General features: G+C 58.6%; 19 protein-coding genes. 8 read left to right on the forward strand and 11 right to left on the reverse strand.

Going from position 1 to position 23,726, the window contains the following annotated elements; all coding sequences use genetic code 11:
• The first annotated feature begins 156 nt into the window (after window positions 1-156).
• Window positions 157-1,662, forward strand: a complete 1,506-nt coding sequence (gene dtpB, locus G5221_RS16110) for a dipeptide/tripeptide permease DtpB (protein ID WP_076492903.1) — start codon at window positions 157-159, stop codon at window positions 1,660-1,662.
• A 60-nt stretch (window positions 1,663-1,722) separates the two neighbouring features.
• On the opposite strand, the gene ruvX is transcribed toward dtpB, so the two are convergent.
• The 7 genes from ruvX to metK all read right to left on the reverse strand — a co-directional run bounded on the left by ruvX (window position 1,723) and on the right by metK (window position 7,385).
• Window positions 1,723-2,145, reverse strand: coding sequence for a Holliday junction resolvase RuvX (gene ruvX, locus G5221_RS16115; protein WP_421263561.1), 423 nt, complete (start codon window positions 2,143-2,145; stop codon window positions 1,723-1,725).
• 43 nt (window positions 2,146-2,188) lie between these two features.
• Window positions 2,189-2,743: a YqgE/AlgH family protein gene (locus tag G5221_RS16120; protein WP_005349793.1), complete on the reverse strand. Its 555-nt coding sequence runs from the start codon at window positions 2,741-2,743 to the stop codon at window positions 2,189-2,191.
• Window positions 2,744-2,944: 201 nt separating this feature from the next.
• Window positions 2,945-3,895 (reverse strand): glutathione synthase, encoded by a 951-nt coding sequence (gene gshB / locus G5221_RS16125; RefSeq protein ID WP_100654325.1) that lies wholly within the window; start codon window positions 3,893-3,895, stop codon window positions 2,945-2,947.
• Window positions 3,896-4,009: 114 nt separating this feature from the next.
• On the reverse strand, window positions 4,010-4,741 hold the full coding sequence (rsmE, locus tag G5221_RS16130) for a 16S rRNA (uracil(1498)-N(3))-methyltransferase (protein ID WP_064338534.1): 732 nt from the start codon (window positions 4,739-4,741) through the stop codon (window positions 4,010-4,012).
• Window positions 4,742-4,859: 118 nt separating this feature from the next.
• On the reverse strand, window positions 4,860-5,564 hold the full coding sequence (locus G5221_RS16135) for an endonuclease (protein ID WP_042055150.1): 705 nt from the start codon (window positions 5,562-5,564) through the stop codon (window positions 4,860-4,862).
• Between the two features lie 73 nt (window positions 5,565-5,637).
• The gene (locus G5221_RS16140; protein ID WP_042055152.1) at window positions 5,638-6,165 is read right to left on the reverse strand and encodes a SprT family zinc-dependent metalloprotease; all 528 of its coding nucleotides are present in this window, start codon (window positions 6,163-6,165) and stop codon (window positions 5,638-5,640) included.
• Window positions 6,166-6,233: 68 nt separating this feature from the next.
• Window positions 6,234-7,385, reverse strand: coding sequence for a methionine adenosyltransferase (metK, locus tag G5221_RS16145; protein WP_005338519.1), 1,152 nt, complete (start codon window positions 7,383-7,385; stop codon window positions 6,234-6,236).
• 349 nt (window positions 7,386-7,734) lie between these two features.
• On the opposite strand from metK, the gene tkt reads away from it, so the two are divergent.
• Window positions 7,735-9,726, forward strand: a complete 1,992-nt coding sequence (gene tkt, locus G5221_RS16150; RefSeq protein WP_149153405.1) for a transketolase — start codon at window positions 7,735-7,737, stop codon at window positions 9,724-9,726.
• Window positions 9,727-9,885: 159 nt separating this feature from the next.
• Window positions 9,886-11,262, forward strand: coding sequence for a hypothetical protein (locus tag G5221_RS16155; protein ID WP_421263562.1), 1,377 nt, complete (start codon window positions 9,886-9,888; stop codon window positions 11,260-11,262).
• Between the two features lie 176 nt (window positions 11,263-11,438).
• Here the strand turns inward: G5221_RS16155 and G5221_RS16160 are convergent, their stop codons facing one another.
• Window positions 11,439-12,470, reverse strand: coding sequence for an NAD(P)H-quinone oxidoreductase (locus tag G5221_RS16160; protein ID WP_421263563.1), 1,032 nt, complete (start codon window positions 12,468-12,470; stop codon window positions 11,439-11,441).
• A gap of 134 nt (window positions 12,471-12,604) precedes the next feature.
• Between G5221_RS16160 and G5221_RS16165 the strand changes: the two genes are divergently transcribed.
• The 3 genes from G5221_RS16165 (at window position 12,605) to G5221_RS16175 (ending at window position 15,205) form a co-directional block, all read left to right on the forward strand.
• Entirely contained in the window at window positions 12,605-13,477 is an 873-nt protein-coding gene (locus G5221_RS16165) for a LysR family transcriptional regulator (protein ID WP_128816734.1), read from the forward strand.
• A 145-nt stretch (window positions 13,478-13,622) separates the two neighbouring features.
• The gene (gene hchA / locus G5221_RS16170) at window positions 13,623-14,486 is read left to right on the forward strand and encodes a glyoxalase III HchA (RefSeq protein ID WP_128816733.1); all 864 of its coding nucleotides are present in this window, start codon (window positions 13,623-13,625) and stop codon (window positions 14,484-14,486) included.
• Window positions 14,483-15,205: a PA1136 family autoinducer-binding transcriptional regulator gene (locus G5221_RS16175; protein ID WP_421263564.1), complete on the forward strand. Its 723-nt coding sequence runs from the start codon at window positions 14,483-14,485 to the stop codon at window positions 15,203-15,205. The genes hchA and G5221_RS16175 overlap by 4 nt, the downstream gene beginning before the upstream one ends.
• Before the next feature lie 72 nt (window positions 15,206-15,277).
• On the opposite strand, the gene G5221_RS16180 is transcribed toward G5221_RS16175, so the two are convergent.
• The gene (locus G5221_RS16180) at window positions 15,278-16,543 is read right to left on the reverse strand and encodes a RidA family protein (RefSeq protein WP_421263565.1); all 1,266 of its coding nucleotides are present in this window, start codon (window positions 16,541-16,543) and stop codon (window positions 15,278-15,280) included.
• Between the two features lie 858 nt (window positions 16,544-17,401).
• On the opposite strand from G5221_RS16180, the gene G5221_RS16185 reads away from it, so the two are divergent.
• On the forward strand, window positions 17,402-17,749 hold the full coding sequence (locus G5221_RS16185) for a hypothetical protein (RefSeq protein ID WP_254204217.1): 348 nt from the start codon (window positions 17,402-17,404) through the stop codon (window positions 17,747-17,749).
• A 54-nt stretch (window positions 17,750-17,803) separates the two neighbouring features.
• Here the strand turns inward: G5221_RS16185 and G5221_RS16190 are convergent, their stop codons facing one another.
• Entirely contained in the window at window positions 17,804-18,406 is a 603-nt protein-coding gene (locus G5221_RS16190; protein ID WP_421263566.1) for an HAD family hydrolase, read from the reverse strand.
• Window positions 18,407-18,579: 173 nt separating this feature from the next.
• On the opposite strand from G5221_RS16190, the gene G5221_RS16195 reads away from it, so the two are divergent.
• On the forward strand, window positions 18,580-19,956 hold the full coding sequence (locus G5221_RS16195) for an MDR family MFS transporter (RefSeq protein ID WP_421263567.1): 1,377 nt from the start codon (window positions 18,580-18,582) through the stop codon (window positions 19,954-19,956).
• Between the two features lie 111 nt (window positions 19,957-20,067).
• On the opposite strand, the gene nifJ is transcribed toward G5221_RS16195, so the two are convergent.
• On the reverse strand, window positions 20,068-23,613 hold the full coding sequence (gene nifJ, locus G5221_RS16200; protein ID WP_421263568.1) for a pyruvate:ferredoxin (flavodoxin) oxidoreductase: 3,546 nt from the start codon (window positions 23,611-23,613) through the stop codon (window positions 20,068-20,070).
• Between the last annotated feature and the right edge of the window lie 113 nt (window positions 23,614-23,726).

The raw sequence follows: 23,726 nt of genomic DNA on the forward strand, positions 1-23,726 counted from the left end.
ATGAAAAACATCTTTCATCGAACGGGGCCCGTGCACCCGAAAATAGCCAGATTGGCAGGCTGACTGTGCTCCCCGTTATGGCAATGGCGGGCAAAAAAATAGTGCGGTAGCCACCACCAGATTAATAAAAATAAATCTCAGCAAAGGCAGGTTGATATGCGTCCAGCAACAGCACCGACCGGGTTGTTACAACAACCCAAACCCTTCTTTATGATATTTTTCGTCGAACTCTGGGAGCGCTTTGGTTATTACGGCGTGCAGGGGATCCTGGCGGTTTTCTTTGTGCAGCAACTGGGATTTTCCCAAGAGCAATCCTTTATTACCTTCGGTGCCTTCTCGGCGCTGGTATATGGTCTGATCTCGGTCGGTGGCTATGTCGGCGACCATGTGCTTGGCACCAAGCGCACCATGGTGCTGGGGGCCGTGGTGCTGGTGATAGGCTACTTTATGACCGGCCTCTCTATCTACAATCCCGACCTGATTTTCTATGCGCTAGGCACCATCGCGGTCGGTAACTGTCTGTTCAAGGCCAATCCGGCCAGCCTGCTGTCAAAATGCTACCAGCCAAAAGATCCGCGGCTGGATGGGGCTTTTACCCTGTTCTATATGTCGATCAATATCGGCTCCCTTATTTCCCTCTCGCTCGCGCCGGTGATTGCCGATCACTACGGCTATACAGTGACCTATAACCTGTGCGGGGTGGGGCTGATTATTGCGCTGCTCACCTTCTTTGCCTGCCGCAATATGGTGAAGGATATTGGCTCCGAGCCGGATCACCTGCCGCTCGATTACAGCAAGCTGCTGCTGGTTATATTGGGTTCGGTAGCCATGGTCTTCTTCTGTGCCTGGCTGATGCACCACGTGGTGATCGCCAACATGGTGTTGATGACGGTAACTATCGCCGTGGTGATCTTCTTTTTTCGCGAGGCATTCAGGCTCGACACAGTGGGCCGCAACAAGATGTATGTGGCCTTCGTGCTGATGCTGGAGGCGGTGCTCTTCTATGTGCTGTACGCCCAGATGCCGACGTCTCTGAACTTCTTTGCCATCAACAACATGCACCACGAAATGCTGGGCATGAGCGTCAACCCCATCAGCTTCCAGGCGCTCAACCCCTTCTGGGTGGTGGTGGGCAGCCCGGTACTCGCGATGATCTATACCCGGATGGGCAGCAAGGGGCGGGATCTCACCATGCCGCTCAAGTTCACCCTCGGGATGTTCTTCTGCTCGCTGGGCTTTCTGACGGCGGCGGCATCCGGCTGGTGGTTTGCCGATGAGCAGGGGCTTACCTCCCCCTGGTTTATGGTGCTTATCTACCTGTTCCAGAGTCTGGGCGAGCTGATGATCAGCGCCCTGGGACTGGCGATGGTCGCCGCGCTGGTGCCACAACGGCTGATGGGCTTCATTCTCGGAATGTGGTTCCTGACTCAAGCGATGGCGTCCCTGCTGGGAGGCTATGTGGCGACCTTTACCGCCGTGCCGCAAGGGATGACGGATCCGCTGCAAACCTTGCCGATCTACACCGGCGTATTTGGCAAGATCGGGATGGCGACTCTGCTGATTGCGGTAGTGATGGGGCTGATGGTGCCCTGGCTCAACCGGATGATGAATGCGACGCCGACAGAGGCCGAGGGGCTGGTCGCGGGTCAATCACAGGCGTAATGAGGGGAGGATAGTGCGAGACAAGGCAAGGGCGGCGGCCCTTGCCTTGCTGTTGATGGCTTAGTTGTACTGCTCTTCCATCCAGGCTTCGACGATCAGCTGCGCCGATACCCCGTCCACACTGCCTTTCTCCAGCGCGCGATAGCCGCCTCGCTCAAACAGGCGGGCGCGGGCATCTGTGGTGGTGAGTCGCTCATCCTTGAACTCCACCGGTTTGCCGAAACGGCCATGCAGCCGGTTGCCGAATTTGCGGGCCCGTACCGTGATCTCCTGATCGGTGCCATCCATGTTCAGCGGCAGGCCGACCACCAGCAGGTCTGGTTGCCACTCCTCGAGCAGCTTCTCAATCTCGTCCCAGTTGGGGATGCCGTCGTTAGCCTTGAGGGCGCGCAGAGGCTGGGCTGTGCCAGTCAGCTCCTGACCGATGGCGACGCCAATGCTCTTGGTGCCATAGTCAAAGCCCATGATGCTGCGTGATGACATAACTGATAAATCCTCGAAATAGAGAGCGGAGCGGGCCAGCCGATCAGCTGTGGCCGATATCGCTGGAGAGGTGAACCGGGTTCACCCCTATGCTGGCGGCAGCTTGCTGCCAACGTTTGTGAATGGGGGTCTTGAACACCAGAGCCGGATTGGGGGGGATCACCAGCCAGGCGCCGTCCACCAGCTCCTGCTCCAGCTGCCCGGCGCTCCAGCCGGCATAGCCAAGGGCCACCAGCCAATGGGCAGGGGCTTCGCTCGTACCCAGGGTTTCCAGAATATCCTTGGAGGTGGTCACCATCATCTCATCCCCCACCTGCAGGGTGGAGTTGAAACCGGGGCGGAAGCTGTGCAGCACGAAGCCGCGATCGGCGTGAACCGGCCCCCCTTGCAGCACCGGCTGTTTGAGCTCCGGGTTGTTGGGCGGATTGAGCTGGAGCTGGGTCAGCATGGTTTCCAGCGACATCTCCACCGGAATGTTGACGACCAGTCCCATGGCGCCCTCTTCGTTGTGCTCGCACAGATAGACCAGCGAGCGCTCGAAGTAGGGATCCGTCAGGCTTGGCATAGCAAGCAGGAAGTGATTTTGCAGTGTTTGCATAGAGGCCAAATAGTGCAAAGGTATTTGAGGTCAATTATGGCAGTTGATCCCCATGGGAAAAACCGCTTTTTGGGCTGGGTGAGATCCCGCCCCTGTCCGGATTGTCTTGAAACAGAGAGGGTGGCGCCGGGCCACCCTCTCTTTTTTCGGGCTTGTCGGGGGCGGTTACCCCTGAACAGGCCGGCTTAGCCTGCCTGGCGATTATTTGCCCAGTCGGCGCTCGATGGCATCCATCAGCATGCCGGTGATGTGCACGTCGAAGGCCGCTTCAATCTCGCGAATGCAGGTCGGGCTGGTGACGTTAATCTCGGTCAGGCGGTCGCCGATGATATCGAGGCCAACGAAGATAAGCCCTTTCTCTTTCAACGTCGGGCCCACTGCACGTGCGATGGCCCAGTCGGCTTCGCTCAGGGGACGCGCTTCACCACGGCCACCGGCCGCCAGATTGCCACGGGTTTCGCCTTGCGCCGGAATGCGGGCCAGACAGTAGGGAACCGGTTCACCGTCCACCACCAGTACCCGCTTGTCGCCATCCTTGATGGCGGGCAGATAGGTCTGTGCCATGCAGTACTGGCTGCCGTGGGCGGTCAGGGTCTCGATAATCACGCCGACGTTGGCGTCATCTTCCTTCATGCGGAAGATGGAGGCGCCGCCCATGCCGTCCAAGGGCTTCAAGATCACGTCTTTGTGCTTGGCGTGGAAGGCGCGCAGTTTGTCGGCGCGGCGGGTCACCAGCGTGGTCGGGGTGTGTTCGGCAAACCAGGCGGTGTAGAGCTTCTCGTTGGCGTCACGCAGGCTCTGCGGCTTGTTGACGATAAGGCAACCCTCATCCTCGGCCCGCTCCAGCATGTAGGTGGCGTAGATAAATTCGGTGTCGAACGGCGGATCCTTGCGCATCAGGATCACATCGAGGTTGGAGAGGGGCTGATCCACCACCTCGCCCAGGCTGTACCAGTCGGCATAATCATATTTGACGGTCAGCGGGCGCATGGTGCCAAAGGCGCGACCGGCTTCCATGTAGAGATCCTTCATCTCCAGATAGAAGAGCTCATAGCCGCGCTTTTGCGCCTCTTCGAGCATGGCAAAGCTGGAATCTTTCTTGATGTTGATGGCCGAGATGGGGTCCATCACGATGCCGAGTTTAATGGTCATCCGCTGTTCCTTTTTAATGGCTCGATAGGGTTGTAGGGTCGATTAGCGCAGCGTAATCGTCCGCTTGAGGCTGCGTCGATGCAGCCATGGGGCTGATTGATGCGGCCGATAGTATCAAGCTAGATCGCCAAAGCGGCACTGCAGCGCAGTAATCGCAGTCAGGGCGGCGGTTTCGGTGCGCAGCACCCGCGGCCCCAGCAGCATCTCTTTGAAATCTTCCTGCACGGTACGGGCGATCTCGTCGCTCGACAATCCCCCTTCCGGGCCAATCAGCAGGCGCACGCCGTGCTCGGGAACGGGCAGGGTGTTGATGCTGTACTCGGCGCGCGGGTGCAGGTTGAGCTTGAGCTCTTTGGTCTCTTCCGCCAGCCAGGCATCCAGCTCCATCGGCATACGCACTTCGGGCACCACGTTGCGGCCGCACTGTTCGCAGGCGCTGATCACCACCTTCTGCCACTGCTCGCGCTTCTTCTCCAGTCGATCGGCCGGCAGCTTGACGCCACAGCGCTCCGAGAAGAGCGGGGTGATGCAGGTGACGCCCAGCTCCACCGATTTCTGGATGGTGAAGTCCATCTTGTCGCCACGGCTGATCACCTGACCTAGGTGGATGGCCAACGGTGACTCCACCGATTGGACGTCGCAGCTGTCGATGGTCACTTCCACCGACTTTTTGCCGACGCTGGCGATGGTGGCGGGATATTGAGTGCCATCGCCGTTGAACAGCTCGAGCTGCTGGCCCGGCTGCATGCGCAGTACCCGGCCGATATGGTTGGCGCCGTCTTCCGACAGGGCGATGGTCTGGCCAACTTGCAGGGTGGCCGGTTCATAGATACGTGGAATGCGCATGGCTGCTTGTCAGTCTCTTGCTTGGAAACCCTTCATATCCTGCGGCGAGCAAGGCTCACACGGCAGTGGGGAAGGGCTTCATGATAGGAGGGGCTATCCCCTCCCAGGTCAAATGGGGTTATTGGCACTGCTTTTCAATAAAGGGATTGGTATTGCCCTGCAGCTTGCCGATGTGGCGGTTGCGCTCGCACTCCCAGCCCTCTGCCGGGTACTGGCGATCCCAGGCTTCAAACAGTTTACGCTGTTGCGCTGCCAGACGCAGCCCATACTGCTGGCTCATGTAGAGGTAGGCGCGGGCAATCTGGCCCCGTACCGGCCCCTTGGGCGGCTGCACCCGACGATCCTTGAAATCCACCAGCATCTGGCACTGGCCGTACTGATCCGGCTTGCCGTTCCAGTCGGAGAAGCGGTAGTTGGCCCGATCGCCGTTCACTTCGCCAATGGCGGGGAAGAGGTTGTGCATGTCCCCCTCCATCTTGTTGAACTCGGGACTCGCTTTTTCGCAGTTCTTGCGACCGCCATCCTGCCAGCACTGCAGCTGGTGGCCGAACTCCCAGGCGGGGACCACGTGTTCCCACTCGATGCGGGCGGCGCGTTTGGCCTGCTTGCGCGGCTCGTAACCGCAGCTGGCGAGATCCGGGCTCATTTTCTTGCCCTGATAGTCGATGTCGCAGCCGCAGTAGAAGGTGGTGACCGCAGGCTGGCTGCGATAGATCTTCACCAGATCCTGCTTGGCTTCGCGAAAGGTCTGGGCGTGCAGGGGGGCGCTGAGCAGCGGTAAACCGGCCAGCAGGGTCAGGGCGAGGGAGGAGATGAAACGCATGGGATTCCTTGCAAACGGGGTGATTGACGAACGATGGCGGGCACCCTACCACAGGGGCGCGACACAAGCTGGCTTACTGCTCTGGCTCCGGCCGTTCCCGCTCCAGCGGCTGCTTGCAGCGACGACAGTGATAGCGGGCTTCGCCACGCACCACCTTGTTGTGGCGGCGTATCGACAGTTGATGCTGCTGGCAGTGACAGCGATAGGGCACGGTGCGCTGGGCCAGTACCGCCAGATCGAAGCTGTGGGTGGTTCTGGGCTCAAGGCCGAACACCTCCCGCATTACCGATTGCCACTGGCGGCCGTGGGGTAGCACCCGGTTTTTGCCGCGCCCGTCACCCCACAGGGCATAGACCAGCAGATGGGCCACCTCGTGGGGCACCACCTCATCCAGAAACGCCTGCTGGTTGGCCTGATAGAGGGCAGGGTTGAAGCGCAACTCCCAGGTTTGCAGCCGCGCCGATCCTGCCGCCCGGCCCCGCATATTGCAGTAGATCCGCGGGCGGGGGAAGGTGCGGCCAAGGCGCGCCTCGGCCTGCACAAAGCAGGCTTCTACGCGTTGTTGCAGCAGGGCGACAAGCTGGGCAGGAGTGGCAGACATCAACATCTCGTCAGATAGCGGATAAGCAAAAGGGGAGCCAGGCTCCCCTTTTATCACAACAGCGAGCCTTACAGGCCAGCGGCGGAACGCAGCAGTTCGGCCTTGTCGGTCTGCTCCCACGGGAACTCGTCACGACCGAAGTGACCGTAGGCAGCGGTAGCCTGGTAGATCGGGCGCTTCAGATCCAGCATTTCGATCAGGCCATACGGGCGCAGTTCGAAGTGCTCGCGCACCAGTTTGACCAGCAGCTCTTCGGCGACCTTGGCAGTACCGAAGGTTTCGACGCTGATGGAGGTCGGCTCGGCCACGCCGATGGCGTAGGAGATCTGGATTTCACAGCGATCGGCCAGACCGGCGGCAACGATGTTTTTTGCAACGTAACGTGCGGCGTAGGCAGCGGAACGGTCAACCTTGGACGGATCCTTGCCGGAGAAGGCGCCACCACCGTGACGGGCCATGCCGCCGTAGGTGTCGACGATGATCTTGCGACCGGTCAGACCGCAGTCACCCATCGGGCCGCCGATAACGAAACGGCCGGTCGGGTTGATGAAGTATTTGGTGTCCTTGTTGACCCACTCGGCCGGCAGTACCGGCTTGATGATCTCTTCGCGTACCGCTTCAACCAGATCTTTGTGGCTGATGGATTCGGCGTGCTGGGTAGACAGCACAACGGCATCCACACCGATGATCTTGCCTGCGTCGTCGTAGGCGAAGGTCAGCTGGCTCTTGGCATCCGGACGCAGCCACGGCAGGGTGCCGTTCTTGCGCACTTCAGCCTGACGCTTCACCAGCAGGTGAGAGTAGGTGATGGGGGCCGGCATCAGCACGTCGGTTTCGTTGGTGGCGTAGCCGAACATCAGGCCCTGGTCGCCAGCGCCCTGCTCCAGCGGATCGCTGCGGTCAACACCCTGGTTGATGTCCGGGGACTGCTTGCCGATGGCGTTCAGCACGGCGCAGGAGTCAGCATCGAAGCCCATGTCGGAGTGGGTGTAGCCGATTTCACGTACGGTATCACGCACGATCTCTTCGATATCAACCCAGGCAGAGGTGGTTACTTCGCCGGCCACCATGACCATACCGGTCTTGACCAGGGTCTCGCAGGCGACACGGGCCTTGGTATCTTGCTTGAGGATGGCGTCCAGTACCGCATCGGAGATCTGGTCCGCAATCTTGTCGGGATGGCCTTCGGAGACCGACTCGGAAGTAAACAGCTTTGCCATGATAAGAGTCTCAGCTTGTCTGGGTTATCGCCACGGCAATAACCGGATGAATGGGATGGTGTAGAGGTATCTACATCTGGACGTCTATTTTAATTAGCGCCCCCCCCGATTGCCAGCACTATTTTGTCGCGCAGTGTCCAATGGGTCACAAGCGGTGCTCTCCTATCCCGAAAGGGATGGAAATCAAACGTTTTTCTCTGGTTGCTTTGGTCAATAGAGGGCAAGAAAAGCGATTGTCCTCCCAAAGCCACTTTATTCATCCAGATAATATTTGCACGCCGCGCGCCCTGCTGGGACAATAACGCGCCTTAATCTTGGCCATCAAATGAAGCAATCGCAGGAGATTCAGATGCCTTCTCGTAAAGAGCTTGCCAATGCCATTCGTGCATTGAGTATGGATGCCGTTCAAAAAGCCAACTCCGGTCACCCGGGCGCCCCCATGGGAATGGCGGATATCGCCGAAGTGCTGTGGCGTAGCCACCTCAGACATAACCCGAACAACCCCAAGTGGGCCGACCGCGACCGTTTCATTCTCTCCAACGGCCACGGCTCCATGCTGCTGTACTCCCTGCTGCACCTCTCCGGTTATGACCTCTCCATCGACGATCTGAAAAACTTCCGCCAACTGCACTCTCGCACCCCGGGTCACCCGGAGTACGGCTATGCACCGGGCGTTGAAACCACCACTGGCCCACTGGGTCAGGGCATCACCAACGCCGTTGGTATGGCGATCGCCGAAAAAGCCATGGCTGAGCAGTTCAACCAGCCGGGTCACGACATCGTTGACCACTACACCTACGCCTTTATGGGCGACGGCTGCCTGATGGAAGGTATCTCCCACGAAGCGTGCTCCCTGGCAGGTACTCTGCAACTGGGCAAACTGATCGCGTTCTGGGATGACAACGGTATCTCTATCGACGGTCACGTTGAAGGCTGGTTCACCGACGACACTGTCAAGCGTTTCGAAGCCTACGGCTGGCACGTTATCCCGGCTGTTGACGGTCACAGCCCCGAAGCCATCAATGCCGCCATCGAAGCCGCCAAGGCCGAGACCGGCAAGCCGACTCTGATTTGCTGCCGCACCATCATCGGTTACGGCTCCCCGAACAAATCCGGTTCTCACGACTGCCACGGCTCACCGCTGGGCAACGACGAGATCGCCGCTGCTCGCGCATTCCTGAAGTGGGACCACGCGCCGTTCGTTATCCCGGCCGATATCGCTGCCGAGTGGAACGCTCAGGAGAAGGGTGCTGCACTGGAAGCCGACTGGGCTGCCAAGTTCGCCGCCTATGAAGCCGCTCACCCGACGCTGGCTGCCGAATTCAAGCGCCGCACCGCTGGCGAACTGCCGGCCAACTGGGCTGCTGAATCCGCCAAGATCATCGAAACCCTGCAAGCTAACCCGGCCAAGATTGCGACCCGTAAAGCGTCCCAGAACTCTCTGGAAGCGTTCGGCAAGCTGCTGCCGGAATTCATGGGTGGCTCTGCCGACCTGGCACCGTCCAACCTGACCATGTGGTCCGGCTCCAAGTCTCTGACCAACGACGATGCCTCCGGCAACTACATCCACTACGGTGTACGCGAGTTCGGCATGTCCGCCATCATGAACGGTATCGCCCTGCACGGTGGTTTCATCCCCTACGGCGCTACCTTCCTGATGTTTATGGAGTACGCCCGCAACGCCCTGCGCATGGCCGCCCTGATGAAGCAGCGCGCCATCTTCGTTTACACCCACGACTCTATCGGTCTGGGTGAAGATGGCCCGACTCACCAGCCGGTTGAGCAGATCGCCTCCCTGCGTCTGACTCCGAACATGAGCACCTGGCGTCCGTGTGACCAGGTTGAATCTGCCATCGCCTGGAAACACGCCATCGAGCGTACCGACGGCCCGACCTCTCTGATCTTCTCTCGTCAGAACCTGGCCCAGATGGATCGTACTGCCCAGCAGTTGGCCGACACCGCCAAGGGTGGTTACGTGCTGAAGGATTGCGCCGGTACTCCGGAGCTGATCCTGATCGCCACCGGTTCCGAAGTGGAACTGGCCGTTGCCGCCTATGAGCAGCTAACTGCCAAGGGCCGTGCCGTGCGCGTGGTCTCTCTGCCGTCTACCGACGTGTTCGACGCCCAGTCTGCCGAGTACAAAGAGTCCGTTCTGCCGGCCTCCGTCACCAAGCGTGTAGCCATCGAAGCCGGCATCGCCGACTACTGGTACAAGTACGTGGGCTTTGGCGGCAAGATCATCGGTATGACCACCTTCGGTGAATCCGCACCGGCCGAGCTGCTGTTCAAGGAATTCGGCTTTACCGTGGAAAACGTGGTTGCGACCGCTGAATCCCTGTAATAGCTAATTGCTTTGTATAGAACTGAAAAGCGCCTCCCTTGGGAGGCGTTTTTTTTATTGAAATTTATAAATATCATTTATGGATATAAGTAAATAATATTGATAGGTTATAAGTAATGCGAAAAGTTAAACTTTAATAAATTACAAACAAGGATCGACATGGGAAAAATATCTTTTACCGAAAGAGAAATACAAGATTATATTTGGAGTAATCGAGAGAGCTTTGACTCGTTTTTAGATGAACCTGTAGGTCTAGATATTTTTAAATTTGAAGATGACTTATCAAATGTTTCAGCACAGAATTTAATAAGAAATAGAATTAATAAAAAACTGGAGGAGTTTCATGCCAAACTATACAGCATTAAATTAATTGGGTGTGAAGTTCCTTTAGAACAGCAATCAAACTCAACAATTAGAGCTGATTTTTTAGCTACATTCCCTGGCGATACTGGGGTGGGAGTTATAGAGCTAAAGAAAAGTGAACAGACTGAAAGACAAGCATTTACTGAGTTGCTTGCATATTCAAACCATCTAACAACATTATTTCCTGCTATGAGTAGAGAAGATAGTGTTTATATTTTGATATCACCGATGGAAACTCGTATCGCGCGAGATGCTGTCATTCAAACATTAACATTTGATAATCGAAAAATAGTTGCTCTGATCCCCTATTTTGACGATCCAAGTAATATAACCTCTTTGAGGCTGAAGTTATGGATTCCGACAGATAATGAGTTAGCAACGTTCAGTCATGTTATTTTTAAAGAAGATAACTTTAGTGTTTGTAAGATTGTCTGGGAGTACGATGAAGAACGTTGGGATGCTCCTAAGGGAGAAAATCCCTCTGCGGAATTAAGAGAGCAATTCAATAGTATATCGACAATTGCCGCTCAGAAAATGGAAGAATCAGGGATTCATGGTTTTGTATATTGCTCTCAACTTTGGTCAGAGCTGTCTGAAAAATTCCCATACACCAACTCCCTCGTATTAGTTGGGTTGAACCCTTATGCGGCTGCAAGTGCACAGTACTTGGTCGATAATATAAAAATTAAACCAAGTGAGATTCCTGCGCCACTAAATTATTTGCCAAATATTTGTGACTTAATTAAAAAAGGAGTTCCACGCGATGATAATGAAGATACAATGTTTGATTTATATGCGGTGTGGAGCTCTCAGCTATCTATAATAGGTCGGAGTGTGGTTGAAGCGGTCACTCAGACAACAGATGGGAAAAAAGGAGATATTGATCAAGGCTTTTTAGATTGGGAAGAATATCAATGGTCTCTTCTAGAGGATGTTTACTGTCATAACTTTCTTGTAAGACCAACAGGCTTATTAAGGCGGTTATATGAAGATGTAACAGATCTTGATTATAAAGCATCTCATTTTTATGGCCTTACTGAACATCCCATTCATGGTGACATGCCATATCTTGGAGTTGACTATCTAACTTCACAAAGTTACTTTCGGTTCTTCATAAGAAGAATGTTTCATACTGATGAGACTGAGCTCGCAGGTTCGATTAGCGAAGCGTAATCGGACGTTCGCGTTCTTTAAGACGATGCCATAAAAATAATACCCCTTCCTGTTACCTAAAAAGAGACCGGCATTTAGCCGGTCTCTTTTTATTTATTGCAACCCTTACGCCTGCGGCGGGGTACTTTCCGTGTTGGATATCACCGCACCCACCTCAACCAAGTCTGCTATGTGCCTTATTTATCTGATGATAACGGCGCCATGGTTAATACCAGCTTGCCGATATGACGGCCTGAATCCAGCAAATGGTGGGCGGCGGCGGCCTCATGCAGCGGGAAGGTCTGGTAAACCTGCGGTTTGACCTCACCGCGTTCGATAAATGGCCAGACATGAGTTTGCAGCTGGGCGATCAGGTCGGCTTTTTCCTGCGGAGTACGCGAGCGCAGGGTAGAGCCGATATGGGTCAGCCGCTTTTGCAGCATGGGAAACAGATCGAGATTGGGGGCGGCGCCCGCAATAATGCCGATCTGGACTATGCGGCCATTGATGGCGGCCGCCGCATAGTTGCGCGCGACATACTCCCCGCCAATGATATCGAGAATGATGTCGGCGCCATGGTCATCGGTGGCAGCATGCACTGCCTCGACAAAATCCTCCTCCTTGTAGAGCACGGCCACATCCGCGCCCAGCTTGATGCTGGCGGCCTGCTGCTCGGGTGAGCCGACCGTGGTGATGATTTTGGCGGCGCCAAATGCCTTGGCCAGCATGGTGGCGGTCGTGCCGATGCCGGAGGCACCGCCATGGATCAAGATAATGTCCCCTTTTTTAAACTGACCCCGTTCAAACATATTTGACCAGACCGTCATAAAGGTTTCCGGCAGCGCCGCGGCTTCGACAAAGCTCAATCCGGGTGGCAGGGGCAGGACATTGCTCTGGTGGGCGACGCTGTATTCGGCGTAGCCGCCACCCGAAATCAGCGCGGCGACCTTGTCGCCAATCTTGAGATGGGGCACCTGCTCCCCCTTGGCGACCACGACCCCGGCGACCTCCAGCCCGGGAATATCCGATGCCCCTACCGGAGGCGGGTAGAGCCCTTTGCGCTGCATCACATCCGGCCCATTGATGCCGGTCGCATAGTGCCGGATCAAGACCTCATCGGGTTTGGGCGCCGGTGTGGCGCGGGTGGTCAGTTGCAAGACATCGGGGCCACCTGGCTGGGTAATTTCTACCGCGCTCATGGTGGCGGGAATGGAATAGGCGTTATGCATCAGCGGCTCCTGTAACGAGGTGATATGGGGTTCCCCGGATGGGATGAGCACCAAGATAGTGGAGATTGCTGATGAATAAACGCAGTATTATCCCTCACCTGTAATGCAAAAATGCATTTCAATCGGGAGTCGTGATGAACTGGGATGATGCGAAAATTTTTCTGGCGTTGCATCGGGAAGGAAGCCTGAGGGGCGCCGCCCGTGTGGTCGGGGTCGATCAGGCCACCATTGGCAGACGGATTGCCGCACTGGAGCATGGTCTGGCGGCCACGCTGTTTCTCCGTACATCCAAGGGGTATGTGCTGACTAATGTCGGAGAGATAGTGCTGGCCAGCGCCCAGCAGATGGAGCTGGCTGCCATTGATTTCGTGCGGGCGGCGCAAGGGGTCGACAACCGTCTGGTCGGTGAGGTCAGCGTGGCGACCACAGACACCCTGGGGATGGATTTTCTGATACCGGCCCTGACCGAGCTGCATCAGCGTTATCCAGATATCAGGGTCATCCTCAATACCTCGACCCAGGTGGTCAATCTGTCCCTGCGGGAAGCGGATATCGCGATCCGGACGGTGAAGCCGGACAATCCCGACCTGATTATTCGCAAGCTGGCCTCCTGGCCGGTCGGGTTGTATGCCTCCGCCGACTATCTGGCTCGCCATGGCATTCCCGAAGCGGGCACCGGTTTTGCGGGCCATTCGCTGGTGGTGTATGAGCCCCACTGGCAGAGCGCTCGCTCGCCAATGATGCTCGAAGAGGCGGCCGAGGGGGCCACGGTCGCCGCGGGGGTCAATACCAGCCTGATGCTGCGTCAGGCCCTGTTGATGGGGCTGGGGCTTGGCGAGGTAGCGGTTCCGCTTGCCGAGCAAGCCGGGTTGGTGCGGGTCTGGCCCGAGCGGCAGTTACAGCAATCCTACGATGTGTGGCTGGTGACCCATCAGGATGTGCAGCATGCCGCGCGGGTCAGGGCGGTCATGGATGCCATCGTCAGGGCATTTGTCGCGATGGCCTAAGTCTGGCGGGGATTCTGTTCAGGTTTTGTCGCAGCGTGGTCACATCCCTTGCCATAGTCATGGCGGTTGAGGGAAAACCCTCATTTACTTGGTCTCTGACAGTCAATACTGTGAGACCGAGTCCACCACTACTGGAGCCTGACCCATGACCGATATGCTTGTTGACGATAAACAACCGACCCCGGATCCGGCAGAGCAGAATGCCTTCTTCCCATCGCCCTACTCCCTGAGCCAGTTCACCTCGCGCAAATCTGACCTTGCCGGGGCCGACTATCCCACTCCCTATCGGGAGGGGCGCTGGAAGATCCTGCTGATCGGTGCCGATGAGCGTTATCTGCCCACCGACAACGGCACCCTGTTTTCCACCGGCAACCATCCGGTCGAAACCCTGCTGCCCATGTATCACCTCGACAAGGCGGGCTTTGCCTTTGACGTGGCCACCCTCTCCGGCAATCCGGTCAAGTTCGAGTGGTGGGCCATGCCCGGCGAAGACGAAGAGGTGCTGGGGCTCTATGGCAAATATCAGGCGCAGTTCCGCCAACCGGCCAAGCTGGCCGACCTGCTGAAACAGGCGCTGGCCGCCGACTCGGACTATATCGGCGTCTTTATTCCGGGCGGGCACGGCGCCCTGATGGGGCTGCCGGAGAGTGCCGAGGTGAAAGCGCTGCTGGAGTGGGCGATGGCCAACGATCGCTTCATCATCTCCCTCTGTCACGGGCCTGCTGCGCTGCTGGCGGTGGCCAATCCAGAGACCTTCGCGGGCTACAAGATCTGCGCTTTCCCCGATGAGCTGGATGCCCAGACCCCGGCAATTGGCTATATGCCTGGCCACCTCACTTGGAAGTTTGGCGAGAGGCTCAAAGAGATTGGCTTCGAGATCGTCAACAACGGCATCTCGGGAGAGGTGTGCCGGGATCGCAATCTGCTGACCGGTGACAGCCCGCTGGCGGGCAATAACCTCGGCAAGCTGGCTGCTACCACCTTGCTGGAGGCGGTTGCCAAGCGATGAGGTTGTCGTCGTCGCCAGCGAATGCGCTGCAGGTCGCGGTGGCGCTGGAAGGGTGTCAGCGGCTGGAGGAGATCCAGCAACTGGTGCGCGCCTTTGCCACTCCGCTGGGGTATCACCGCTTTGCGCTCTTCTCCATCAGCGCCAGCGAGGAGGGGGTGGTCGAGCACCTCTACTGGCTGGAGGGGGCGTGGTTGGAGAGCGGCGAGGCGGTCGACCTGCATGCCTATATGCGCGAGTGCCCGATGGCGATGCATATCAGGGAGCGAGACCAGCCCTTCTTCTGGAGCAAAACGGTTGGCGCTGCTGGCGAGCAGTACCGTATCGTTCGCCATCCTGAGGGGCCGGGCCGACATGGCTTGCAGGTTCCCGTCTATGGGCCGTTGGGACTGGAAGGGGCGATGAGCTTTGGCGGCGATCAGATCGATGCCAGCGCTCCCGCTCGGGTTGGCCTTGCGCTGATCGCGGTGGCGGCTTTTCATGCAGCTCGTCGCCTGATGGCGGTGCCGGTAGCGGGCCACGAGCGTGGCCTCACTGGGCGCGAGCGCGAAGTGCTGGAGTGGGTCTCCCGGGGTTGGCGCCATGCCGATATCGCCACCACCCTGAAACTCTCGGTGCGCACGGTCGAGAACCATCTGCGCAGTGCCCGCCGTCGACTCGGTGTAGCCACCACGGCAGAGGCGGTCAGAGTGGCGATCAGGAACCGCGATATTGAGGGCTGAGGGGCTACCCCTTTGTCTGGCATGTAAAAAGAGACCGGCATATAGCCGGTCTCTTTTTTATTTCCGCAACCTTTACGCCTGCGGCGGGGTGCTTTCCGCGTTGGACATCACCGCATCCATTTGCACCAGGGCGCCAGCGGGCAGCTCGCTCACGCCAATCACGGTGCGGGCAGGCAGATAACTCGGGAAGTATTTGGTGTAGACGGCGTTGACCGCATCCAGATCCGCGATATTGCCGAGCTGGATATTGACCTTGACGATATCGTCCATTACATGGCCGATGCTCTCCACAATCGCCTTGATATTGCTCAGGCACTGGGCGGTCTGCTCCTTGATGCAGCCAGCCAGGATCTTGCCGGTGGCGGGGTCTATCGGTAACTGCGCAGAGAGATGGTTGTAGTGGGAGAAGGCGACAGTCTGGCAATGGAGTGGGCTGCGCGGTGCCTTGTCGGTATTGCGGGCGCGGATCACCAGATTGTGTCTGTCTTCCACCAGTTGCGGCGGGGTGCCGTCACCGTGGGAGATGACCGCATCCATCTGTACCAGCGCACCCATGGGCAGGGCGGAGGCGGCAATCACGCTGCGGGCCGGCATATAGGCGGCGGCGCGGGCAATGGCGGAGTCGGGGAAGAAGGTGGTGTAGACCTCGTTGACGGCCTCCAGATCGGCCAGATTGGTCAGATAGACGGTAACCTTGACGATATCGTCAAACGGCACATCGATGCTCTCCAGCACCGCCTTGATATTGCGCAGGCACTGGCCCGCCTGCTCCTTGATGCCACCGGCAACCAGCTGGCCAGAGGCCGCATCGACCGGCAGCTGGGCGCCGATATTGTTGTAGTGGGAGAAGGCCACGGTGTGGGTGGAGAACGGATTGTGCGGCGCCTTGTCACTGTTGCGGGCGAGCTTCACCAGCGGGCAAGGATCTTGCGGGAAGGTGCCTTCGCCGTTGGAGATGATGGCATCGATCTGCACCAGCGCACCCAGCGGCAGGGCGGCGACAGCGAGGGTGGTGCGGGTCGGCAGATAGCCCGGGAAGAATTCGCGATAGACGGCGTTGACCGCCTCCAGGTCCGCCATCTCTTTCAGGAAGATGGTCGCTTTGACCATATCGTCCATCACATGGCCGATGCTCTCGATGATCGCCTTGAGGTTGCTCAGGCACTGTCTGGCCTGCGCGGTGACATCGTCACTCACCATCTTGCCGGTGGCCGGATCGACCGGCAGCTGGGCCGAGATATTGTTGTAATGAGAAAACGCCACCGTTTGGGTGCAGGGGCCCAGATCCTGGGGTGCATGGGGGGTATTTCTTGCCGACTTGATGATGGTGCCACTCATAGATATGCCTCTTTTTAATATTTGTTGTTCATTCAGGTACAGGTTTACCCCATCTTGTTGTACGCCACGGCCACTGCGCCAGCGGCGGCATCCCCGGTTATTATTTGTGATCCACTCAATTACTGAGAGGAATAAGGGAGAAGAGGACAGGGTAGATATTTCAGACGCTGCGATTCTATGAGTGGCTATCAGGGGTTGCAAACCGCTGATTGCATTTCTATGAGATGGCTCAATGGGTGCAAATTTAATGTGATTGCTATTCAATTCATGCTGAATAGTCACCTGTTTGTCCGCCAATGGCCATGCATCGAGCAATAGTCCAGTCCGGGCGGGGGTTGGGGCAGATACCTTGGCAGTGAAGGAGTGTAAAGAAAGGGTTAATGCGATGCATCAAGCTGCCATCAAACTATTTTATTGTGCATAGATATGTACTTTATGTTTTTTTAGTCATCTATCTTGCCGCGCAAAAATATGTTAGCAGACATTACTGTAACAGTAGTTAAAGATGTGGCTGGAATATAATTCAAATATTTGCATGGGGGATGCTTGTTAATTATCGGTAGGCTGACGGTTGGCCAAGACTCGGAGCGTTTTTATCTTTTTATGTATCTGGTGAAATATGCGTGACACAGCCCAGTGGTCCCATATCGAGGTGACCAGGGTTGGCAATATATCGGCTGACCGGGTGCGGCATGGTCAAGAGAGGATGACGTTGGCTCGACGCAGCGCTGTAGATCGGGCTCTCTGCGCCGGTTGTAGTCTACAGCCTGCCAGGGATGAAAGGGTCGCGGGCGAGGCCAGCTGCCGTGGCATGGTTGTCTGCGGGATTGTTAACAAAAATGTGAACGAGATCACCGGATGGACAAGGGTTTAAGGCTGGAAATGGAGCAGAAAGGAGTAGAATGGCACTTTATTTTTGAGGGTCATTCGATGCCCAACTATCACTTTTTCACGCTGGGCCAGGCGCTTACCTATCTCGATGCCAATGCCCCGCGCTATAGCGATGAGCGTCGTCAACTGGTTGAGCAGGGATTTGCCGCCATGGCGGCCCCCATCTTTGCAGATACGCCGGTTGAAGCACTGGCGTTGTTGCGCCAGCATCAGGCATGGAAGGAGGAAGCCATGGTCGATGCACTCTCCTTGACAGTTGCCACCGGGCCGACGCTCGTCTCCTGTTTGCAGGAGAACCCTTTATCCGCGAGTTGAACAGCATCATGGCACCATCGAGGTGGCGCCATGTTGCCGCTGTCCGCTTGCGATCTACCTCTGGTGCAGTTCGCCTTCCATTACCAGTAGAGTATCCATCCCTGCCGCCTTGCCAGCCTCAAGCCCGATCCGGGTATCTTCAAACACCAGACAGTTGGCGGGATTGGCGCCGAGCAGTTCGGCCACCCGCAAGAAGGTGTCGGGATGCGGTTTGTGGTTGGTGACATCATCGGCGCTGACCACCACAGAGATATAGGCATCGAGCCCGGTGCTTTTGAGGATGGAGTCCGCCTGATTGCGCGGTGAGCCGGTGCCAATCCCCATCTTGACCTTGCCGTGATAGAGCCTGACCAGCTCCCACATCTTGGGAAAGACGCTGACCTTGTCGATATGGGCCATATAGAGGGCAATCTTGCGGCGGGTAAAGGCCTCGACATCCACCGTCAGCCCCTGCTGCTCGGCCAGCATGGCGATGATCTTGCGGGTGGGAATGCCGCCGTACTGATAGAGCTGTTCCCGCTCGAAGGGGATGCCGAATTCTGCGCAGGTGAGCTCCCAGGCATCCAGATGAAGGGGCATGGAATCTACCAAAGTGCCATCCATATCGAAAATCAGGGCATCGTAGTGATCAAACCCGTACTGCTCACGCTCGCTCATGGGGGCTCCTCGAATCAAATAGAGCAGGCTAGCAGAAACGATCGGCGTTTTGTGGGATCGGCCTCATGGTTGGGCAGATTGTGGCCGCCGTTTTTTCTATCTCTTGCTGATTTGTGAGACAATAATCCGTTCATTGCCGGATACTTTGGCATATCAGATCAGTGAGTCCGCTTATGACTTCGAAAATATCCCCCAAAACCATCTTCTCCAGTGTGGCGCTGGTGATCGCGCTCGGTTCACTGGAAAAGAGCATAGTCACCACCCCGCTGCCCATGATTGGCGCCGAGTTGCACGCTGGGGCCGCCCTCACCTGGGTGGTCACCGCCTATCTGCTGGCGGCCACCGCCGTGCTGCCCCTCTACGGCAAGCTGAGCGATCTCTTTGGCCGGGTGCGGATGCTCAATATCGGTATCGGCCTGTTTCTGGCGGGCTCGGTGGCCTGTGCGCTCTCCCAGGATCTGCCGACCCTGTTGGCAGCGCGGGTGCTGCAAGGGCTGGGGGGCGGCGGCCTGATTGCCCTCGCGTTTACCGTGATTGCCGACACCATTCCGCCGCGGGAGGTGGGCAAGTATCAGGGCTACATTTCGGCGGTCTATGCGGTCTCCAGTATCGCCGGCCCCTTGCTCGGCGGCTACTTCACCGAGCAGCTCAGCTGGCGCTGGATCTTCTGGATCAATCTGCCGCTCGGGGCGCTGGCGGTCTTTCTCATCAACCGCAACCTCAAGCAGCTCAACGTGCGTCGTCACAGTCGCTTCGACTGGAAGGGGGCGGGTCTGCTGATTACCGTCACCACGCTCACCCTGTTGCTGCTCTCGCCGGAGGCGGCGCTGCCTGCCGTCTGGCTCTCGGCGGCGCTGGGCGTCGCGTTGCTGCTGCTGATTCTGATTGAGCGGCGTGCCCACGACCCCATTCTGCCCGCCCATCTGGCGCGGCTGCCCGGCTATCTGGTGAGCGTGCTGCTGGTGATGCTCTCCCAGTTGCTGATGTTTGCCGTGCTGGTCTATCTGCCGTTGCAGATGCAGTGGCAGAAGGGGATGAGCGCCAGCGAGAGCGGTGCCATCATGGTCATCTTCATGATCTGCATCACCGCCGGCGCCTTTGTCGGCGGCAAGCTGATTGGCCGTACCGGTCACTACAAGAGCTTTGTCGCGGTGGGCTTTGGCCTCGCGGCGGTGGCGCTCTGGCAGATCCACTTCGATGCCTGGGTCAGACTGGCGCTCGGGTTTGCCGGTATTGGTCTGGGTCTGGTGCTGCCTGCCCTCTCGGTGGTGGTGCAAAATGCCCTGCCACGGGAAGATCGCGGCATCGGTATGTCGCTGTTCAACTTTGGGCGGGAGCTCGGCGGTGCCGTTGGCGTGGCCATCTGCTCCATGCTGTTTCATTTCCGCCTACCAGCCGGCAGCGATGGCGATCTGAGCCGACTTGCCCCCTATCTGCTGGCCCCGGGCTTCAGCGCGACCTATATCGGCATGGCACTGATCGCCACGCTGGCGCTGCTCATCACCCTGCTGGCGTTGAAGCGCCATGAGCTGGCCTCCATCAGCGCCTGATTTGGCCTGCGCCGACATTGGCTCACCATAGATAGCATCAGGGCTCCCCGCGGGGAGCCCTGATTATTATTTGGCGAATAGCGTGGCTGTTGCTATCAAGCCATGCGCGAGTTACTCCTGCGCCGGACTCTCCTTGCCCGCCAGCTGGCTCAGCCAGGCGAAGCGGCGATTGGCCTCCTGCTCCGCCTCTTCATAGAGTTTGCAGGCTACCTCCGGCAGCTGGCGTTCCAGCCGCTGGAAGCGGGGCTCATGGCGCAAGGTCTCGGCCAGCGAGGCATTGGGGGCCCGCGAGTCGAGCGCCAGCGGCAATTTACCCTCGTCAGCGCGGCGTGGATCGAAGCGGTAGAGCGGCCAGAAGCCGGTGGCTGTCAGCTGCTTCATCTGCTCGTGGCTCTCGGCCATGTCGTAGCCATGCTCCTCGCAGGGGCTGTAGGCGATGATGAGAGAGGGGCCCGGGTAGGCTTCCGCCTCCTGAATCGCTTTTACCGTCTGGTTCATCTGGGCGCCGAGGGAGATCTGCGCCACGTAGACGTGACCATACATCATCACGTTGGCGCCAAGATCCTTGCGTCCCTTGCGCTTGCCCTGCTCGCCAAACTTGGTGATGGCGCCGAGCGGGGTGGCCTTGGACTGCTGGCCGCCGGTGTTGGAGTAGCACTGGGTGTCGAGCACCAGCACGTTGATGTTCTCCCCCAGGCTCAGCACGTGATCGAGCCCGCCGTAGCCGATGTCGTAGGCCCAGCCGTCGCCGCCGATGAGCCAGACCGATTTCTCCACCAGGTAGTCCGCATCACGGGCCAGCTCCTGGGCCGCGGCGTCGGTGCGCCCCTGCAGCAGTGCGCGCAGTTGCTCGATATGGGCGCGCTGTTCGGAGATCGGCAGGCTGGTGTCTTGCAGCCCCTGTTGTAGCCCGGCCGGGACGGTGTCCCCCAGGCTTGCCAGCAGGCGGCGTACCCGCTCGCGATGCTGATCCACGGTGAGCCGGAAGCCCAAGCCAAACTCGGCGTTGTCCTCGAACAAGGAGTTGGCCCAGGCCGGCCCTCGCCCCTCGGCGTTGGTGGTATAGGGGGTGGTAGGCAGGTTGCCGCCATAAATGGACGAGCAGCCGGTGGCGTTGGCAATCAGCAGCCGATCGCCATAGAGCTGGGTCAGCAGCTTGATGTAGGGTGTCTCGCCACAGCCGGAGCAGGCGCCCGAGTATTCAAACAGCGGCGAGATGAGCTGGGAGGTGCGAATGTCGATGCGCTCCAGCTGCTCGGCGCTGCGCTCTGGCAGGTCGAGGAAGAAGTCGTAGTTGGCCTTCTGCTCGTCGAGGTGATCGAGCCGTGAAGCCATATTGATCGCCTTGCGATCCGGGTTGCTGCGATCCTTGGCCGGGCACACCTCGACGCAGAGGTTGCAGCCGGTGCAATCCTCTGGCGCCACCTGCAGCACGTACTGCTGGCCGCGCATGTCGCGGGATTTCACATCCAGCGCATCCAGAGTGGCGGGAGCAGCGGCCAGCGCATCCGGTTCCACCACCTTGGCGCGAATGGCCGAGTGGGGACAGGCGGCGACGCAGTAGTTGCACTGGGTACAGAGCTCCGCCTCCCAGATGGGGATCTCCTTGGCGATGTTGCGCTTCTCCCAGCGGGTGGTGCCGACCGGCCAGGTGCCATCCGGCGGGAAGGCGGAGACCGGCAGGCTGTCACCCTGCCCCGCCAGCATGGCGGCGGTGACGGTCTGGACAAAATTGGGGGCCTTGGCCGAAACCACCGGCGGGCGGGGGCGGCTGGTAGGATCCAGCTCGCCAAGTGGCACCCGGGTCAGTGCGGCGCAGGTTGCCTCCAGTGCCATCCAGTTGCGCTCGACCAGTGTCTGCCCCTTGCTGCCATAGCTGGTGGCGATGGCTTGCTTCAGCAGGCTGGTCGCCTCTGCGGGGGGAATGATGGCGCTGAGCTGGAAGAAGGCCATCTGCATCACGGTATTGATGCGGTTGCCCAGCTGGCAGTCGCGGGCAATTTTGGCGGCGTTGATGATGTAGAAGCGCGCCTCTTTCTCGCGCAGGGCATGCTGTACCTCGCTGGGTAGTCGTTGCCAGATCTCCGCTTCGCTGTAGGGGGTGTTGAGCAGGAAGATGCCGCCCGCTTTCAAGCGTTCCGCCATCCGGTACTTGTCGACAAACTGCCACTGATGGCAGCCGATAAAGTCCGCCTCTTCCACCAGATAGGCCGCTTGCAGCGGCCGCTCGCCCACCCGCAGGTGAGAGACGGTGAGACCCCCCGCCTTTTTCGAGTCGTAGACGAAATAGCCCTGCGGATAGAGGTCGGTGTGGTTGCCGAGGATCTTGATGCTGTTCTTGGCCGCCGAGACGGTGCCGTCGCTGCCAAGGCCGTAGAAGAGCGCTTCCAGCTTGTGTTGCTGGCCGTTGATGGGGCTTTGTGAATTCAGCGCGGGCAGCGGTAGTGAGAGGCCTGTGATGTCATCGAAGATGCCGACGGTAAAGCGCGGGCGCGGGTTCTCCTGTGCCAGTTCGGCAAACACCGCCAGTGCGCAAGCGGGGCCGAACTCTTTGGAAGAGAGACCATAGCGGCCGCCGATGACCCGCGGCAGGCTTGCCCGCTCGCCCCGGCTGACCGCTTCGGCCAGCGCCGTCATTACGTCGAGATAGAGTGGCTCGGCCTGTGCGCCCGGCTCTTTGGTACGATCCAGTACTGCGATGGTGCGGGCACTCTCGGGAATTGCGGCCAACAGGTGCTCGGCCGAGAAGGGGCGGAACAGCCGCACCTTCACCAGACCTACCTTCTCCCCTTGGGCCAGCAGGCGCTCGATCACCTCTTCACAGGTGCCGATGGCCGAGCCCATCAGCACCACAATCCGCTCCGCCTGCGGGTGGCCGACATATTCAAACGGCCGGTAGTGGCGGCTGGTCTGCTCGCCAAAAGCCTGCATCGCCTCGCTCACATGGCCATAGGCGGCGTCATACCAGGGGTTGCTCGCCTCTCGGCACTGGAAGTAGGTGTCCGGGTTGGCGGCGGTGCCGCGAATGACCGGTTTGTCGGGGGTTAGCGCCCGGTCACGATGAGCACGGATCGCATCTGCGGGCAGCAGGGCACGCAGAGTGTCGTCAGCGAGCGGCGCTATCTTGGCGATCTCGTGAGAGGTACGAAAGCCGTCGAAGAAGTGGATAAAGGGGAGGCGGCTGTTGAGGCTCGCTATCTGGGAGATCAGGGCAAAGTCCTGCGCCTCCTGCACATTGCTGGCACAGAGCATGGCACAGCCGGTCTGGCGCACCGCCATCACGTCCGAGTGATCGCCAAAGATCGATAGCGCGTGGGTCGCCACGGTGCGTGCCGCCACATGCAGCACGAAGGGGATGAGCTGGCCCGCCAGCTTGTAGAGGTTGGGGATCATCAGCAGCAACCCCTGCGACGAGGTAAACGAAGTCGCCAGCGCGCCGGTCTGCAGGGCGCCGTGGACGGCGGCGATGGCGCCCCCTTCCGACTGCATCTCGACAACCCGGGGGACATCCCCCCAGAGGTTCTTGCCCCGTTCGCTCGACCAGGCCGACGACTGCTCGGCCATGGCCGAGCTGGGGGTGATGGGGTAGATGGCGATGACTTCGCTGGTGCGGTACGCCACCGAGGCGACTGCGTTATTCCCGTCTGTGGTGATCATCTGTTTTCCACTTTGCTATGCCAGTTTGAAGGCCGATAGTTGCATCGGCAATGGATAGGTCGCAGGCATAGTAAGAGGGGCAATGAGAGCGTATCAAACGGGATAAATAATCA

This window comes from Aeromonas sp. 602200, assembly GCF_049173895.1.
In the GTDB taxonomy this organism is placed as follows: domain Bacteria; phylum Pseudomonadota; class Gammaproteobacteria; order Enterobacterales; family Aeromonadaceae; genus Aeromonas; species Aeromonas veronii_A.